At 55.0% G+C, this 16311-nt stretch carries 14 protein-coding genes; 8 read left to right on the top strand and 6 right to left on the bottom strand.

What is annotated here, in order from left to right:
- Nucleotides 1-72: 72 nt before the first annotated feature.
- Nucleotides 73-267: a hypothetical protein gene (locus HMPREF3143_RS25810; RefSeq protein WP_139145880.1), complete on the top strand. Its 195-nt coding sequence runs from the start codon at nt 73-75 to the stop codon at nt 265-267.
- A 21-nt stretch (nt 268-288) separates the two neighbouring features.
- On the top strand, nt 289-774 hold the full coding sequence (locus HMPREF3143_RS20055) for an Hcp family type VI secretion system effector (protein ID WP_045354100.1): 486 nt from the start codon (nt 289-291) through the stop codon (nt 772-774).
- Nucleotides 775-812: 38 nt separating this feature from the next.
- Here HMPREF3143_RS20055 and HMPREF3143_RS20050 read toward each other — a convergent pair whose 3' ends face one another.
- Nucleotides 813-2216: an MFS transporter gene (locus HMPREF3143_RS20050; RefSeq protein WP_070534176.1), complete on the bottom strand. Its 1404-nt coding sequence runs from the start codon at nt 2214-2216 to the stop codon at nt 813-815.
- Between the two features lie 117 nt (nt 2217-2333).
- On the opposite strand from HMPREF3143_RS20050, the gene HMPREF3143_RS20045 reads away from it, so the two are divergent.
- Nucleotides 2334-3239, top strand: a complete 906-nt coding sequence (locus HMPREF3143_RS20045) for a LysR family transcriptional regulator (RefSeq protein WP_070534175.1) — start codon at nt 2334-2336, stop codon at nt 3237-3239.
- Nucleotides 3240-3242: 3 nt separating this feature from the next.
- Here HMPREF3143_RS20045 and HMPREF3143_RS20040 read toward each other — a convergent pair whose 3' ends face one another.
- Both HMPREF3143_RS20040 and HMPREF3143_RS20035 read right to left on the bottom strand, forming a co-directional pair.
- A complete protein-coding gene (locus tag HMPREF3143_RS20040; protein ID WP_070534174.1) occupies nt 3243-4697 on the bottom strand; it encodes a Cu(+)/Ag(+) sensor histidine kinase in 1455 nt (484 codons plus the stop codon).
- On the bottom strand, nt 4687-5370 hold the full coding sequence (locus HMPREF3143_RS20035; protein WP_008503517.1) for a copper/silver response regulator transcription factor: 684 nt from the start codon (nt 5368-5370) through the stop codon (nt 4687-4689). The genes HMPREF3143_RS20040 and HMPREF3143_RS20035 overlap by 11 nt, the downstream gene beginning before the upstream one ends.
- Before the next feature lie 162 nt (nt 5371-5532).
- On the opposite strand from HMPREF3143_RS20035, the gene HMPREF3143_RS20030 reads away from it, so the two are divergent.
- The 5 genes from HMPREF3143_RS20030 to yjjJ are packed head-to-tail and all read left to right on the top strand — an operon-like array spanning nt 5533 to nt 13080.
- Entirely contained in the window at nt 5533-6918 is a 1386-nt protein-coding gene (locus HMPREF3143_RS20030) for an efflux transporter outer membrane subunit (protein WP_070534173.1), read from the top strand.
- Between the two features lie 28 nt (nt 6919-6946).
- Entirely contained in the window at nt 6947-7285 is a 339-nt protein-coding gene (cusF, locus tag HMPREF3143_RS20025) for a cation efflux system protein CusF (protein WP_008503519.1), read from the top strand.
- 11 nt (nt 7286-7296) lie between these two features.
- Complete coding sequence (locus tag HMPREF3143_RS20020) at nt 7297-8544, top strand: efflux RND transporter periplasmic adaptor subunit (protein ID WP_025911096.1); 1248 nt, start codon at nt 7297-7299, stop codon at nt 8542-8544.
- Nucleotides 8545-8554: 10 nt separating this feature from the next.
- On the top strand, nt 8555-11731 hold the full coding sequence (gene silA, locus HMPREF3143_RS20015) for a Cu(+)/Ag(+) efflux RND transporter permease subunit SilA (RefSeq protein WP_070534172.1): 3177 nt from the start codon (nt 8555-8557) through the stop codon (nt 11729-11731).
- Nucleotides 11732-11775: 44 nt separating this feature from the next.
- Nucleotides 11776-13080, top strand: a complete 1305-nt coding sequence (yjjJ, locus tag HMPREF3143_RS20010) for a type II toxin-antitoxin system HipA family toxin YjjJ (RefSeq protein WP_070534171.1) — start codon at nt 11776-11778, stop codon at nt 13078-13080.
- A 28-nt stretch (nt 13081-13108) separates the two neighbouring features.
- Here the strand turns inward: yjjJ and HMPREF3143_RS20005 are convergent, their stop codons facing one another.
- From HMPREF3143_RS20005 to HMPREF3143_RS19995, 3 genes are all read right to left on the bottom strand, one after another.
- A complete protein-coding gene (locus HMPREF3143_RS20005; protein ID WP_070534170.1) occupies nt 13109-13696 on the bottom strand; it encodes a hypothetical protein in 588 nt (195 codons plus the stop codon).
- Between the two features lie 104 nt (nt 13697-13800).
- On the bottom strand, nt 13801-14709 hold the full coding sequence (locus tag HMPREF3143_RS20000; protein WP_070534169.1) for a LysR family transcriptional regulator: 909 nt from the start codon (nt 14707-14709) through the stop codon (nt 13801-13803).
- A 195-nt stretch (nt 14710-14904) separates the two neighbouring features.
- A complete protein-coding gene (locus HMPREF3143_RS19995) occupies nt 14905-15942 on the bottom strand; it encodes an aldo/keto reductase (RefSeq protein ID WP_070534168.1) in 1038 nt (345 codons plus the stop codon).
- Nucleotides 15943-16311: the final 369 nt, after the last annotated feature.

Below are 16311 nucleotides of genomic sequence, written 5' to 3'. Positions count from 1 at the left end.
GGAAGTGTCTAGATTATCCGTGGCGATTCAGTTTACCGCTTCTATTTAGATAAAGACAACAGCGGGAACATTATGAAAGCCCTTGAAGATCGATCACCATTCCTTGAAGCCAATACAAGCAATGTTACTGCTTCGGCTTATGGGAACACGGTAAATGTAAAAATCACCGGCAAGGTTTATTCATTCACTAATTCTGATCTGTTCTATGCAGATGGTGTAGCGATCATGCCTGTAATTAACCTCATAGCCAATGGAATAAGAGATTAATTAACATAAGGAGTTATAGAAATGGCTGTACCAGTACACCTCTTTTTGAAAGACGATGGCGGAGCAATGATCCGTGGCGGTTCTGATGTTGCAGACCGTGAAGGAAGTATAGAGCTCAGAGATCTGATTCATAACCTGAGCATTCCAACAGATGATGCAACGGGTAAACTTACAGGTACAAGGCAACACTCTGCTTTCAGTCTAACAAAAGCAATTGATTCATCTTCACCCTATCTATACAAAGCTGTGGCTACAGGTCAAACGCTTCATAGTGCTGAATTAAAGTTCTACCACATCAATGATGCTGGTCAGGAAGTGGAATACTTCAATATTCTTATGGAAGGGGTGAAGGTCATTTCAATAACTCCAATAATGCATGATACAAGAGATTGTCCCGGTACTGGTCACATGGAAAATGTATCTTTGCGATATGCAAAAATCACATGGAAAATTCTGGACGGGAATATTCAGTACACTGATGCGTGGAACGAACGCCCCGCAGCGTAGGCGTAAAAACGAGCAGCGCCGAGAGGCGCTGCAACAATTTACGCGGATGCCCGAACCGCAGGGCGCAGCCTGCTCAGGCTAAATACCACCGAACCCGTCGAGGCGATGACGGCTAACCACAGTGCAACCTGGATAGCATGTTGATGGTCCCATCCTGCCGCCGCTCCCAGCAGAACGCCCACCACGGCGGCGCCGAGACACTGGCCGAATGTTCTGACGATCGACAACACGCCGGAGGCATAGCTGGCATGTTCCCGCGCGACGTTAGCGAGCATTTCCCGGTTATTGGGACTCTGGAAGCAGCCAAATCCAATACCGCATACCAGACTGCGCAGGCAGATATTCCAGGCGGAAGGATTGTCCGGCAACGTGGCCAGCAGGACCAGCCCGCCGACAAAGACGATAAGCCCGAGGGTCGAGATGAGCGGTGCGGAGATCGTATCCGCCCAGCGACCCGCGTGCGGCGCGATCAGCACGATGCCAATCGGCCACGGGGTGAACAGCAGAGCCGACACCACCGGGCTGTAGCCATACACGCTCTGAAACAGGAACGGCAGCGCGACAAACGTGATCCCCTGGCTCACAAACGAGGCCAGCGAGGTCAGCGCGGCGAGGGTGAAGCGCCCGTTTCTGAACATCACCGGCGGCAGTAACGGATGTTGCGCGCGCCGGATACGCCAGGTAAAGGCGAAGGCGCTGACCAGCGCGAGAACGCTCCAGCAGACGGCCTGCAGACTAATGTGTTGCGCCACGTGCTGAAGGCTGTCGGCCAGCATGATCGCGGAACCTAACAGGACGGCGGAGAGCACGGCGCCCGGCGCATCAAAGGGCGGTCTGTCAGCAGCCGATTCCCGCGGCAAGGCTCGCCACGCCAGCAGCAGGGCGATGCTGCCCGGAATGAGGTTAATGGCGAACAGCCATTGCCAGCTCAGGGCGTCCAGTATTGTTCCACCGAGTACCGGGGCAATCGCCGTGCTGGAGGCGATAAGCAGGGCGTGCAGCCCCAGAATGCGGCCCAGCAGTCGGCCCGGAAAAACGGACCGCAGGATCGCCGGGGCGATACTCAGGGTCGCCGCGCCGCCGATGCCCTGCAGGATTCGCATCCCGGTTAATATTTCCGGCGTTGTTGCCAGCGCGCAGCCGAGCGAGGTGAGCGTAAAGGTGGCAAGCCCGCTCAGAAAGACCGGGCGATAGCCCACGCGGGCCGCCAGCGCGGCGAAAATAGCCAGCGTCATCGCCGCTGACAGCAGATAACCGTTAGCGAACCAGACCGCAACGTTTGCGGGGACCTGCATCGCTCTAGCCATGGAGGGGAGCGCGATGTTGATCATGGTGCCGTCAAAGACCCCCATCAGCGTGGTGGTCATGACGGCGGCCAGGACCCGGGCGCGTTCATGCCCGGGTAAACCTTCATCGCCGGGCTGGTTGGTAAATAGCGTCATCGTCGTTACTCCGGATAAGAATAGTGATGACGAAACTATAATCATGCGCTATACAGGGCGGAAGACGCAGCATTTGCACTTAATCGTTGCATATAACGCCTTATCTGAGGAGCCATCGTGTCCGATCCTGACTTTAACCTTCTGGTTGCGCTCGACGTTTTGCTGGCCGAGGCCAGCGTGGCGGGCGCGGCGCGACGTTTGAACCTGAGCACCTCCGCCATGAGCCGTACCCTGAGCCGGCTGCGGGAGGTGACCGGCGATCCTATTCTGGTGCGGGCCGGGCGTCATATGGTGCTGACGCCCTGGGCCGAAGCCACCCGGGACCGCGCCAGATGCGCCGTGCACGAGGCGAGAGCGGTGCTGCAGCCCTCCACCGACACGCTGAAGGTGGAAAGCCTTGAACGGCTGTTCACTATTCGGGCCAACGACGGTTTTGTGGTGGCGTTTGGACCTATGCTCATAGCCGCGGTAGCGAGCGTTGCGCCCGGGGTCTGCATCCGCTTCGCTCCCAAACCTGAAAAAACGTCGCGCTATTTACGGGAGGGGCTTGTCGACCTGGAGATCGGCGTGCAGAGCAACATGGGGCCTGAAATACGGCTGCAAAGGCTCTTTCAGGATCGGTTTGTTGGCGCGGTGCGCAAGGGACATCCGCTGTCTTCACAGACTGAGGTCACCCTTGACGATTATGTTGCCTGGGGCCATGTGGTGGCGTCGCCTGATGGGGCGTTACACGGGTCTGTGGACGACGCGCTGGCGGAGCGGGGGATGAAACGAAAGATCGCCAGCGTGGTGCCTGGATTCCCGACGGCGTTATCCGTAGCGCTGGCCTCCGACCTGATTGCTATGGTACCGGCGTTGTACCTGCTCAATCAGGCGATGACCGAGCGCGTGCACGTCTTTGAACTGCCCTTTAAGACCCGCACTATTACGGTATCCCAGATGTGGCATCCGCGCATGGAGCGAGATCCGGCGCATCGCTGGCTCAGGGAAAAGGTCCTTGAGGTGTGCCGCGCGGTTTGCTGACGCTCAGAGCACTTTCCCCGGCACGGTGAGGATGAAGCGCGTCGACACCGCATCCGATTCCACGCGGACTTTTCCGTGGTGCGCGGTGACGATGGACTTCACGATGGCAAGCCCAATCCCGCTGCCTTCGCCCTTACGCTGCCTGGACGGGTCGACGCGATAAAAACGGTCAAACAGCTTTGGCAGATGCGCCTGCGGGATCGGCGTGCCGGGGTTTTCTGTTACCAGCTCAACGTCGTTATCCCGTTTTCTGATGGAGACCGTTACCGTTTTCCCTTCCGGCGTATAGCGCAGGGCGTTGGAGAGCAGATTATTGATTGCTCTTCTGAACATCTGCGGATCGCCTTCTATCAGGCAGGGCATCCCGTTAAATTTCAGCGAGACGTGGCGTTCTTCCGCCCAGGCTTCGAAGAAATCGAAGACTTTCATCACCTCGGCGCTTAAATCAAACATCACCCGATCCGGGATGAGCTGATTATTATCCGCCTGCGCCAGGAAGAGCATGTCGCTGACCATGCGGGTCATCCGGTTGTACTCTTCGAGGCTGGAGTAGAGGACATCTTCCAGCTCTTTCTGGGAGCGGTTCTGACTTAACGCGATTTCCGTTTGCGTCACCAGGTTGGTGATGGGCGTCCTGATTTCATGCGCGATGTCGGCGGAAAAATTCGCCTGCCGGGTAAAGACATCTTCAATTTTCCCAATCATATGGTTGAAGGAGATCACCAGCTGTTCCAGCTCAACGGGCACGCGGGACGGCTCCAGTCGCGCATCCAGATTTTCGGAGGTGATATTTTTAATGGCGGTGCTGACGTTACGCAGGGGCAAGTGTCCCTGACGCACCGCGATACGAATCACCAGCACAATCAGCAGGCTGATTGCCGCGGCAATGGCAAAAAGATTCTTCTTCAGCGCCTCAAGGTAGTGGAGATGAAAATTAATTGAGAGCCCGATCAGCATGACGTAGTCCTGGGTTTTGCCCTGCAGCGTTGTCCTGCCTGAAGAGGCGATAATCCGGTACGTTTCCATTTTCATGTCGGACCCGGCATGCATAGGGTTGACCGGGTCTTCTACCGTCCAGAGAAACACATCCTGTGCCTGACGGTGTTTGCTAAAGTTCGCTGTGTTCATCGCCGGGCGCAATGCCGCGCCTTGCGCCGAGCTGAACAGGGTATTGCCCTGCGGATCCAGAAGCAGGACGGCCACGTTGCGGTAGCTGGCGACCGACTCTTTGAGCTTGCTGATTTTCTTTTGGTCGGGATCGGCCGGAGACTGGAGGATGCGGTGCATTGCGCTGCTAATCTGCTGTAAGTCGCTGATATCCTGCTCGGCAAAGTGCTTCTCAACGGAGTGCAGCATAAACCAGGTAAAGGCGAAGAAGGCCAGTATGGTGGAGAGGCTGATAAAAAAGGTCAGCCGCAGCGCAAGCGAGAACGGGCGTCGGAGGGGCTTAACGGGCATCCGGCACCTCCAGCATATAGCCCACGCCGCGTACCGTCTGGATCAGCTTGGGTTCAAAATCGTTATCGATCTTTGCGCGCAGGCGCTTTACCGCCACATCTATTGCGTTCGTGTCGCTGTCAAAGTTCATGTCCCACACCTGGGAGGCAATCAGGGAGCGGGGCAGCACCTCGCCCTGATGACGCATGAAAAACTCCAGCAGGCTGAACTCCTTGCTGGTTAACAGGATGCGATTGCCCGCCCGGCTGACCTTCCTCGACACAAGGTCAACCGTCAGGTCAGCCGCCTGAAGCTGGCTTTCCGCGATCACCGTATTTCCGCGTCTTAGCAGCGTCCTGACCCGGGCGAGCAGTTCCGCAAAGGCGAAAGGCTTAATCAGATAATCATCCGCGCCCAGCTCAAGCCCTTTAACCCGGTGCTCTATCGTCCCGAGGGCCGTGAGTAACAGGATGGGCATTCCTTTGCCGGCAGAGCGAAGCATGCGGACAATATCCCAGCCGTTCACGTCGGGCAGCATGATATCCAGAATCAGCAGGTCATATTCCGCGGTCATGGCGAGGTGGTACCCGGTCAGGCCATTATCCGCATGGTCCACGACAAACCCCGCTTCCGTCAGCCCCTTGCTGAGGTATTCCCCGGTTTTCATTTCGTCTTCAACGATCAGTATTTTCATCTTGCTCCCCAGACTGGCTGCTGATGACATTCTAGTGAGCCCGCGATCGTTAACAATGACTTACGCCATAAATGACAGCATTGTCATTATCCCGTCACCGGTCAAACAGAATGCGTTCAGTAGAGTAGCCCTAAAAATCCTCTGGACTTGATTTGAACCGCTATGTTCCTGTTAAAACGACTCAGCATCACTACGGTATTTATCCTGGCAGGCTGCGTCTCGCTGGCGCCTGAATACCCGCGCCCGGCATCACCGGTACCCCGGCAGTTTTCGCTCTCGCGCAACGGCCTGACGCCCGCGGCGGCCGGGTATCAGGACACCGGCTGGCGCAACTTCTTCGTCGACCCTCAGATAGCTGGATTGATTACAGAAGCCCTGAAAAACAACCGCGATATCAAAATGGCCGCCCTGAAGATTGAAGAGGCCCGGGCGCAGTTCAACGTGACGGAGGCGGATCGTTATCCGCAGTTGAATGGATCCGCGGGTATCACGTACAGCGGTGGGCTAAAAAGTGACAAACCGACCTCACGGCAGTACGACGCCGGTCTTGCGCTTAGCTACGAACTCGACTTTTTCGGCAAGCTGAAGAACCTGAGCGAGGCCGACCGACAAAACTATTTCGCCAGCGAAGAGGCCCGTCGCGCGGTGCATATTCTGCTTGTCTCTAACGTGTCGCAGAGCTACTTCAACCAGCAGCTGGCGTATAAACAGCTGCGCATCGCGCGGGAAACGCTGAAAAATTACCGGCAGTCTTATGCGTTCGTTGAGCAACAGCTGGTGACGGGGAGCACCAACGTGCTGGCGCTGGAACAGGCCCGGGGACAGATCGAAAGCACGCAGGCAGAGATTGCCAAACGTGAGGGGGAGCTGGCGCAGGCCAACAATGCTCTGCAGCTGCTCCTCGGCACCTATCGCGGATTGCCGGGCGACAGCGGAATGAACGCCCGCGATATTGCGCCGGTAAAACTCCCGCCCCATCTTTCTTCAGCGATACTGCTGCAGCGCCCGGATATTATGGAGGCGGAGCATCAGCTTAACGCGGCCGATGCGAATATCGGCGCCGCGCGTGCCGCCTTTTTCCCGTCAATTTCCCTGACCAGCGGGCTTTCAACAGGAAGTACGGAATTATCCAGCCTGTTTACCGCGGGCAGTGGGATGTGGAATTTCATTCCTAAAATTGAACTTCCGATTTTTAATGCGGGCAGGAATAAGGCCAACCTGAAGCTGGCTGAAATTCGTCAGCAGCAGTCGGTTGTGAATTACGAACAAAAAATACAGGCTGCCTTCAGGCAGGTTGCCGACGCGCTCGCGCTGCGGGACAGCCTCAACCAGCAGCTTGCTGCGCAAGAACGGTATCTTGATTCGCTAAATATTACCCTGCAGCGAGCCAGAGGATTATATACCAGCGGTGCGGTGAGCTATATCGAAGTATTAGACGCGGAACGGTCGCTGTTTTCCACGCAGCAAAATATTCTCGACCTTATTTATGCCCGGCAGGTTAATGAAATTAACCTCTTCACCGCGCTGGGCGGCGGTTGGGCCGAATAACCTCATTTAATTAAAAAGGATATTAAACATGCGCAATTCACTTAACGCCGTCGTATTTGGTGCAATCATTATGTTTTCTGCCGGTCTTCAGGCTGAGGTTCATCAGCACGCGGAGATGAGCGCCGCCAGCGAAGGTGCCTCAGAGCAGGTTATCACCGGGACCGGCATTGTGAAGGATATTGATCTCACGAACAAAAAAGTCACGATTTCTCACGAAGCCATCCCGGAAATTGGCTGGCCCGCGATGACCATGCGTTTTACTTTTATGCAGGCCGACGCGAGTATTACTGCCTTAAAAGTCGGCAGCCACGTGAATTTCTCGTTTGTTCAGCAGGGCAATCTCTCTTTACTCAAGAGCATTAAATAGCGAGAAACGGCATGGCCTCATTAAAAATAAAATATGCTGCCATGATAGTCAGCAGCCTTATTGCCGGAGGGCTGATATCCGTGACGGCATGGCAGACACTTTATTCATCTGAAAAAACAGCAAATAGCGTTGCGGAAAGAAAGGTCCTTTTCTGGTATGACCCGATGAAGCCTGACGTGAAATTCGACAAGCCCGGTAAATCACCGTTTATGGATATGGATCTGGTGCCGAAATATGCCGATGAGGATGGTAAAAGCAGTGACGGTATCCGTATCGATCCGACCCAGGTTCAGAACCTGGGATTAAAAACGCAAAAAGTGACGCGCGGAAAGCTGAATTATGCCCAGACGATCCCGGCCAACGTCAGCTATAACGACTATCAGTTTGTCATTGTGCAGGCGCGTGCGGAAGGGTTCGTTGAGAAAGTGTACCCGCTGACGATTGGCGATAAGGTGAAAAAAGGCACGCCGCTGGTTGATATCACCATTCCGGACTGGGTCGAAGCGCAGAGCGAGTTCCTCCTGCTTTCCGGCACCGGCGGAACGCCCACGCAGATAAAAGGCGTTCTGGAGCGTCTGCGCCTGGCGGGTATGCCGGATGACGATATTCAGCGGCTGCGTGCGACCCGTACTATCCAGACCCGGTTTACCATCAAGGCGCCCATTGACGGGGTGATCACGGCCTTTGACCTGCGCACCGGGATGAATATTTCCAAAGATAAGGTGGTGGCGCAGATTCAGGGGATGGATCCGGTCTGGATCGGCGCGGCGGTCCCTGAATCCATTGCTTATCTGCTGAAAGATACCTCGCAGTTTACTGTTTCGGTACCGGCTTATCCGGATAAATCCTTCCCGGTTGAAAAATGGCGTCTTCTGCCGAGCGTGGATCAAACCACCCGTACGCTGCAGGTGCGCCTGCAGGTCTCCAACAAGGATGAACTGCTGAAACCGGGCATGAATGCCTACCTGAAGCTGAATACCCAAAGTCAGGAAATGTTGCTCATTCCGTCTCAGGCCGTTATCGATACCGGGAAAGAACAGCGCGTTATTACCGTTGATGCGAACGGGAAGTTTGTACCGAAAAGGATCCACGTTCTGCATGAATCTCAGCAGCAGTCCGGCATTGGTACCGGACTGGAAGAGGGGGAGTCGGTGGTAGTCAGCGGTCTGTTTCTGATTGACTCGGAGGCCAATATTACCGGCGCGCTGGAGCGCATGCGCCACGCTGAAGCCGCTGACGACGCGCATTCAGGCCATTAAGGAGACGATGATGATTGAATGGATTATCCGGCGTTCGGTTGCCAACCGTTTCCTGGTGATGATGGGCGCGCTGTTTCTCAGCGTCTGGGGGACATGGACCATCATCCACACCCCGGTCGATGCCTTGCCCGATCTGTCTGACGTTCAGGTGATTATCAAAACAAGCTATCCCGGGCAGGCCCCGCAGATTGTTGAAAACCAGGTGACCTATCCACTCACCACCACCATGCTGTCGGTTCCTGGCGCGAAGACCGTGCGCGGTTTTTCACAGTTTGGTGATTCGTATGTGTACGTTATTTTTGAAGACGGGACCGATCTGTACTGGGCCCGCTCGCGCGTGCTGGAGTACCTGAATCAGGTTCAGGGCAAACTCCCCGCCGGGGTGAGTTCCGAAATCGGCCCGGACGCCACGGGCGTAGGCTGGATATTTGAGTATGCGCTGGTGGACCGCAGCGGAAAACACGATCTCGCCGAGCTGCGATCATTGCAGGACTGGTTCCTTAAATTTGAGCTGAAAACAATCCCGAACGTGGCCGAGGTGGCCTCCGTCGGCGGCGTGGTGAAGCAGTATCAGATTCAGGTTGACCCGTTAAAGCTGGCGCAGTTCGGCGTCAGCCTGCCGGAAGTTAAGCAGGCCCTTGAATCGTCTAATCAGGAAGCGGGGGGATCGTCCGTAGAAATCGCGGAGGCGGAATATATGGTGCGGGCCAGCGGCTATCTGCAGACCATCGATGATTTCAATCACATCGTCCTGAAAACCGGTGAGAACGGTGTGCCGATTTACCTGCGTGATGTTGCCCGCGTACAAACGGGGCCGGAAATGCGCCGTGGTATTGCCGAACTGAACGGGCAGGGTGAAGTGGCGGGCGGCGTGGTGATCCTGCGTTCGGGTAAAAACGCGCGCGAGGTCATTACGGCGGTAAAAGACAAGCTGGAGACGCTGAAGGCCAGCCTGCCGGAAGGCGTTGAAATCGTGACCACCTACGATCGCAGCCAGCTCATCGACCGGGCCATTGATAACCTGAGCAGCAAACTTCTCGAAGAGTTTTTCGTGGTGGCCATCGTCTGCGCGCTGTTCCTCTGGCACATTCGCTCGGCGCTGGTGGCGATTATCTCTCTGCCGCTTGGCCTGTGTATTGCCTTTATCGTCATGCATTTCCAGGGGCTGAACGCCAATATTATGTCGCTGGGAGGCATTGCCATCGCCGTCGGCGCGATGGTGGATGCCGCCATCGTGATGATTGAGAACGCGCATAAGCGGCTGGAAGAGTGGGATCACCAGCACCCGGGACAGCAGATTGATAACGCCACCCGCTGGAAGGTGATTACCAACGCCTCTGTAGAGGTTGGACCGGCGCTGTTTATCAGCTTGCTGATCATCACGTTATCCTTCATTCCCATCTTTACCCTTGAGGGGCAAGAAGGGCGGCTGTTTGGTCCGCTGGCCTTCACCAAAACGTACGCCATGGCAGGGGCGGCCGCGCTGGCCATCATCGTGATCCCCATTCTGATGGGATTCTGGATCCGGGGTAAAATCCCCGCCGAGAGCCGTAACCCGCTGAACAGGCTGCTGATTAACGCCTATCATCCGCTGCTGATTCGGGTGCTCAACTGGCCCAAAACAACCCTGCTGGTTGCGGCCTTATCCATCTTCACGGTGATCTGGCCCCTGAGCCAGGTGGGCGGCGAGTTCCTGCCGAAGATTAATGAGGGCGATCTGCTGTATATGCCGTCAACGTTGCCCGGCGTCTCTCCGGCAGAAGCGGCCGCGCTCTTACAGACCACGGACAAGTTAATAAAAACCGTCCCTGAAGTGGCCTCTGTCTTCGGCAAGACCGGCAAAGCCGAAACGGCAACGGATTCCGCGCCGCTCGAAATGGTGGAAACCACCATTCAGCTTAAGCCTGAGGATCGGTGGCGTCCCGGGATGACGATTGACAAGATCGTTGAGGAGCTTGATAAGACCGTTCGTTTGCCCGGTCTGGCGAATCTCTGGGTTCCGCCCATTCGCAACCGCATTGATATGCTGTCGACCGGGATTAAAAGCCCGATTGGCATCAAGGTGTCTGGTACCGTTCTGGCTGATATCGACGCCACGGCGCAGAGCATCGAAACGGTAGCCAAAACGGTGCCGGGCGTGGTGTCTGCCCTGGCTGAACGTCTGGAGGGCGGGCGCTACATCGATGTCGATATCAACCGGGAAAAAGCCTCCCGCTACGGAATGACGGTGGGTGACGTGCAGCTGTTTGTCTCCTCGGCCATCGGCGGTGCGACGGTGGGTGAAACGGTGGAAGGCGTGGCCCGCTATCCGATTAATATTCGTTATCCTCAGGACTACCGGAATAGCCCGAGCGCGCTGAGGCAGATGCCGATCCTGACTCCAATGAAACAGCAGATTACGCTGGGTGATGTGGCGGATATCAACGTTGTTTCAGGCCCCACGATGCTGAAAACGGAGAATGCCCGGCCTGCGAGCTGGATTTATATCGATGCCCGCGGCAGGGATATGGTGTCGGTGGTGAACGACATTAAGACGGCCATCAGCCAGAACGTGAAGCTCAGGCCGGGTACCAGCGTGTCATTCTCCGGGCAGTTTGAACTGCTTGAGCATGCCAACAAGAAACTGAAGCTGATGGTGCCGATGACGCTAATGATCATTTTCGTTCTGCTCTATCTGGCGTTCCGTCGCGTGGATGAGGCCCTGTTGATCCTGATGAGCCTGCCGTTCGCGCTGGTCGGCGGGATATGGTTCCTGTACTGGCAGGGCTTCCATATGTCCGTGGCAACCGGCACCGGGTTTATCGCCCTGGCCGGGGTGGCAGCAGAGTTTGGAGTGGTCATGCTGATGTATTTGCGTCATGCCGTTGAAGCACATCCGGCGCTGTCCCAGCGCGAAACGTTCACTGAACAGGGGCTTGATGACGCCCTTTATCAGGGCGCCGTGCTGCGCGTGCGGCCAAAGGCGATGACCGTCGCGGTGATTATTGCCGGTCTGCTGCCCATTCTCTGGGGGACCGGGGCAGGCTCAGAAGTCATGAGCCGGATAGCGGCGCCCATGATCGGCGGGATGATCACGGCACCGCTGCTGTCACTGTTTATTATTCCTGCGGCGTATAAGTTAATTTGGTTGCGCAGGCATAAACCAGAGACAGCCGTTGGTGAAGATGACAGGGGAGTCAATACCTGATAAATTAGCTATTCAATAACCTATTCACAAAGCTATTCAAAACCATGATTAATCGATCCGAAACACTACGACAATTGCTGAGACAAGGCCCGGTATCGGTAAGGCAACTAACTGATATTATGGGTATTAGTCAGCCTACCGTTTCACGATCGATTAAAGCGCTTGGCGATGAGGTTGTTCGCATTGGCTCCGGTCCATCTATTCACTATGTGCTGCGGGATACACATCGAGGATTCAGTTCGGCTCCTGTCTACCGCATCACGGAAGAGGGTCAGGTTAAATCGCTGGGTAAACTCATTCCGGTTTATCCAGACGGTTTTGTAATGGCGCAAACGGACAATGTGTGCCTCCATAGCGATGGGTTGCCGTGGTGGTTGTTTGACATGCGGCCTCAGGGATACCTTGGCCGCGCGTACGCCTCGCGATTTTCATCCGAGCTGGGCCTGCCGCCGAATCCAGAGAACTGGAGTGATACTGACGTTATCAGGGCTTTGCTCGCTCATGGACACGATGCGGTGGGGAACCTGTTAATCGGAGAACAGGCGAGGAATCATTTTGTAGAGATGCCGTCGCCTGTTGCGGTGGACCGCGCAACCGCATACCCGTCGCTGGCGCAGGCCGTGAGCGCGGGCGAAGTACCGGGCTCCTCTGCTGGGGGTGAACAGCCTAAGTTCTGTACTTATACAGAACGTGGCCACGTCATTGTGAAATTCACGGCACCGGACGATAACTCTGTAAGCGAACGCTGGCGAGACCTTTTGCTAGCAGAACATCTTGCGTTAAGCGTGCTTGGCGTCGAAACCGAGGTGTTTGATTTTGGCGGACAGCGCTTCCTTGAGATCCCGCGGTTCGACCGTACGGGACCCCTTGGTCGTAAGGGACTCTTTTCTTTACGTGCGCTCGAGGCGGAGTTTGTCGGCAGGGCAAGAGAATCCTGGCCAGTACTGGTGAATGAGCTGGCAAAGCAGGGCTGTGTTCACCAGGATGCGGTCGCCAGCACGTCAAGGCTTTGGGCGTTTGGTATGCTGATCGGCAATACCGACATGCACCACGGTAATCTGTCGTTTATCAGTTCCCATGGACGGCCTTACGATCTTGCTCCTGCCTATGACATGCTGCCCATGGGATTTGCCCCGAAATCAGGGGGCGCACTGGTGAATACGCTGCGTCCGGCTACGCTTATTGACGCGATCGCGGGAGAAACCTGGCATGAAGCACTGGCGCTGGCCGAGCGCTTTTATACGCTGGCCAGCAGTTGCGGCCGCTTTTCTACCAATTTTGCGCCATGTCTTGCCGCATTGCGCAGCCATCTGGACGAGGCGAGGTCAAGGATATCGCGTCTGGGATAATGGGGCGGGATGTTTACGAGGGGCAGGCTTAGCGTGGCATATGTGCATCGCGAGTCTGTCTGATCAGCTTGCGCCAGGCGCGATTATGCAGAGTAAATAGCAGCATCTTATAAAAGGCTGTGGAGAGGATAGCGCTACCACTAAGCAATAACATGACGATACTCACCAGTGCCGCAGTCAGACTGACGCCCGGAAAAGGGCTACCGATCAGCGCGGCCAGCAGATAGGCTGCCGTTAATACCAGGCTTATCACCGCCAGCGCAAGGTGTATCCGCACGGCGCGCATGCTGCCTTTGCCAATCATGAACATCGTCACGCCGTTGATGCCAGCGAAAAGCAGGGCGACCAGCACAACCCACACGAATACGCGTTCAGTTGGCTGGCTGAGTGCGGCGAGTACGCCATAGCCCAACCACAGCTGCGGAATGGCGAAACTGACAATCACCCCGAGCGTACTGATCGCTGCAGGAATACCCATGGTATGTAGTCCCACAGGCTTACCCATCTGTTCGGACAATTGCGTCTTAAACTGCTGCAGCTGTGTCGGGGAGGCATTGCTCATGCTGTTGGCCAGCGCGTTACAGTGTTTCAGGCGAAGGGATAAAATTTTAATCATTTGATTATACGGCTTTTAAAAGAGTGAAGGCCCTGATTGATTTTATGATATCCGCTACGGGGCGATAAAGACGACATTGCATCGTCCCGCATGGAAGCGCTATTTCACAACCCCAGCGGCCTGGCCTCCTGTATGAACTCAATCAGAAGGCGAAGCCCGGTCGGCAGTTGCCGGCGGCTTGAATAATAGATATAAAAACCTTCCTCCAGCGGGGACCATTCCGTAAGCACCAGGCGGAGCCGTCCATCCTTCACATAGGGTGCAACAAGAGGCTCCGGAAAATACATTAGGCCGGCTCCGCCTAAGACGGCCACAAGGCCCGTTTCAGCCTGGTTGACCGTCACAGAGCCTGGCACAGTGATTTGGTACGTTTCGCCGTCTCGCTCAAGTTCCCAGCGATAAATCCGATCGTCGCCGAGACGATTGCTTATACAGCGATGGTGTAATAAATCATCAGGATGTTCAGGCGTTCCATAACGTTCCAGGTAGTCTGGGGATGCGGCGATAACCCAGCGAATATCGGCAGATAAACGCCGGGCAACCATGTCTTCCGGGACGGTGCCACCATAGCGGATACCGGCATCGAAGCCCGCATCAGTGACGTCAACCATACGGTTGCTGGCCACAATATCGATTTCAATATCGGGATAGCGATCCATAAACGCGGGCATAACTGGCGCAAGCAAAAGATTGGCCGCTTCAACGGCAGCATTGATGCGGATACGTCCGCCAGGGGTATTACGATACTTGTTAAGCGATTCAAGCGCGCCTTCTATCGTGTCGAAAGGCTGAAGGACAGACTGAACCAGTTCTTCACCTGCTGCCGTAGGGGTGACGCTCTTGGTCGTGCGATTAAGCAGGCGAACCCCGAGCCGGGTTTCCAGTCCCTTCAGGGCATGACTAAGCGCTGATGCACTGACACCTAATTCAATGGCAGCACGGCTGAAACTGCGATGACGTGCAATAGCCATGAAATAAATGAGATCGGCAACATCAGCTCTGCTTATTTGCATACAGAATCGTTTTCCTTGTGCGTTAAGGCCCGAATGTATTGATACGGAAATGATATACACCATAGACCGATTAGCGCTAATCCGTTGCTGAATTTATTTCACAAGTCCATCCTCTCATCGCCTCTCACTGAACACGTTGTGCTTCGTTATTCTTGAAAATAATGAGACCCGGCAACGCCGGGCCAGGGAAGGGTGTTAACGGTTCTGTATTGCTGAGGGCGGCGTGAGTGAAGGGGGCGTATCAGGAAGCGGGGGAATGATCCCGTCGACGGGGTGCGGCAGATAGAGTGCCTCGAGTTCCGTGATTTCAGCATCGCTAAGTGTAAAGTCCAGTGCGCTGATAGCCGTGGAAAGATGTTCTGGTTTGGTCGCGCCAATGATCGGGGCTGTGATGACCGTTTTTGATAGCAACCAGGCAAGTGCAACATAGGCTCTTGGCACATGGTGCTTTTCAGCAATGCTGGCAACAACATCAATAACGGGCTTATCCAGAAGGGCTGCGTTCTCGTACATTTTTAATGCAAAGGCATCGTTTTGCGTTCGTCGGGACGTGACACTCCAGTCGCGCGTGAGCCTGCCGCGTGCCATCGGACTCCAGGGGATCACACCAACGCCCTGGTCTTCACACAGGGGCAACATCTCGCGCTCTTCTTCCCGGTAAAGCAGGTTGTATTGCGGTTGCATCGTAATAAATCGGGTCCAGCCGTTACGCTCTGCAGTATGCTGCATTTTTGCAAAGCGCCAGGCTTCCATAGATGATGCGCCGATGTAACGTACTTTTCCTGATTTAACGAGGTCATGCAGAGCCTCCATGGTCTCTTCAACAGGCGTAGAGTGGTCAAAGCGGTGAATCTGAAAGAGATCCACATAATCCATACCTAAGCGCATCAGGCTATCGTCAATAGACTGAAAAATGGCCTTGCGGGAAAGAAACCCGGTATTGGGTGAGTTGCGCCACGGAAAGAAGGTCTTTGTCGCCACAACGATCTCATCGCGTCTGGCCATTTCTCTCAGCGCTTTTCCAGTGATCTCTTCAGAACTTCCGCCCGAGTAGATATTCGCGGTATCAAAAAAATTAATGCCTGCTTCAAGCGCCTGACGGATGAGCGGTCGTGACGCTTTTTCATCCAGGGACCAGGGTTGAGGCAGGCGTTCAGGTTCACCATAGCTCATACAACCGAGGCAAAGACGGGAGACTTGCAAACCGCTACGACCCAGATTCACATACTTCATTCTGTGTTCCTTCTTTTATTGCCAGCAATTCTGTATGTGACAGGGTATTGCACTGACATGAAGGGAACCAGCATGCGCCATCGAATGGTGTTATGAGTTTTTTTCACAAATCGTCGTTATCGACAGTGAAAGACGAGAAGCGAGAGGGTGGTCAGAATTAATAACAGATTGATGTATCAGCTCGTGATTAGCTATCAGATGTCATTTAACATAATATACATTATGCGCACTAACGTAAGTGGAGGCAAAATCTGCATTTCTGCGGTCATGATTGACCGCATGTGAAGCCACCTTTCAAGCATGATTTGTGTCGAGGCCCCGCACGACCCAACGTCTACGTTTACACATGGTTGAAAGACGTTTGATATA

This window comes from Enterobacter sp. HMSC16D10, assembly GCF_001807145.1.
Taxonomy (GTDB): domain Bacteria; phylum Pseudomonadota; class Gammaproteobacteria; order Enterobacterales; family Enterobacteriaceae; genus Enterobacter; species Enterobacter roggenkampii.
The sequence above is the reverse complement of the archived record's forward strand: the minus strand, read 5'-3'. Positions and strand labels throughout refer to the sequence as shown.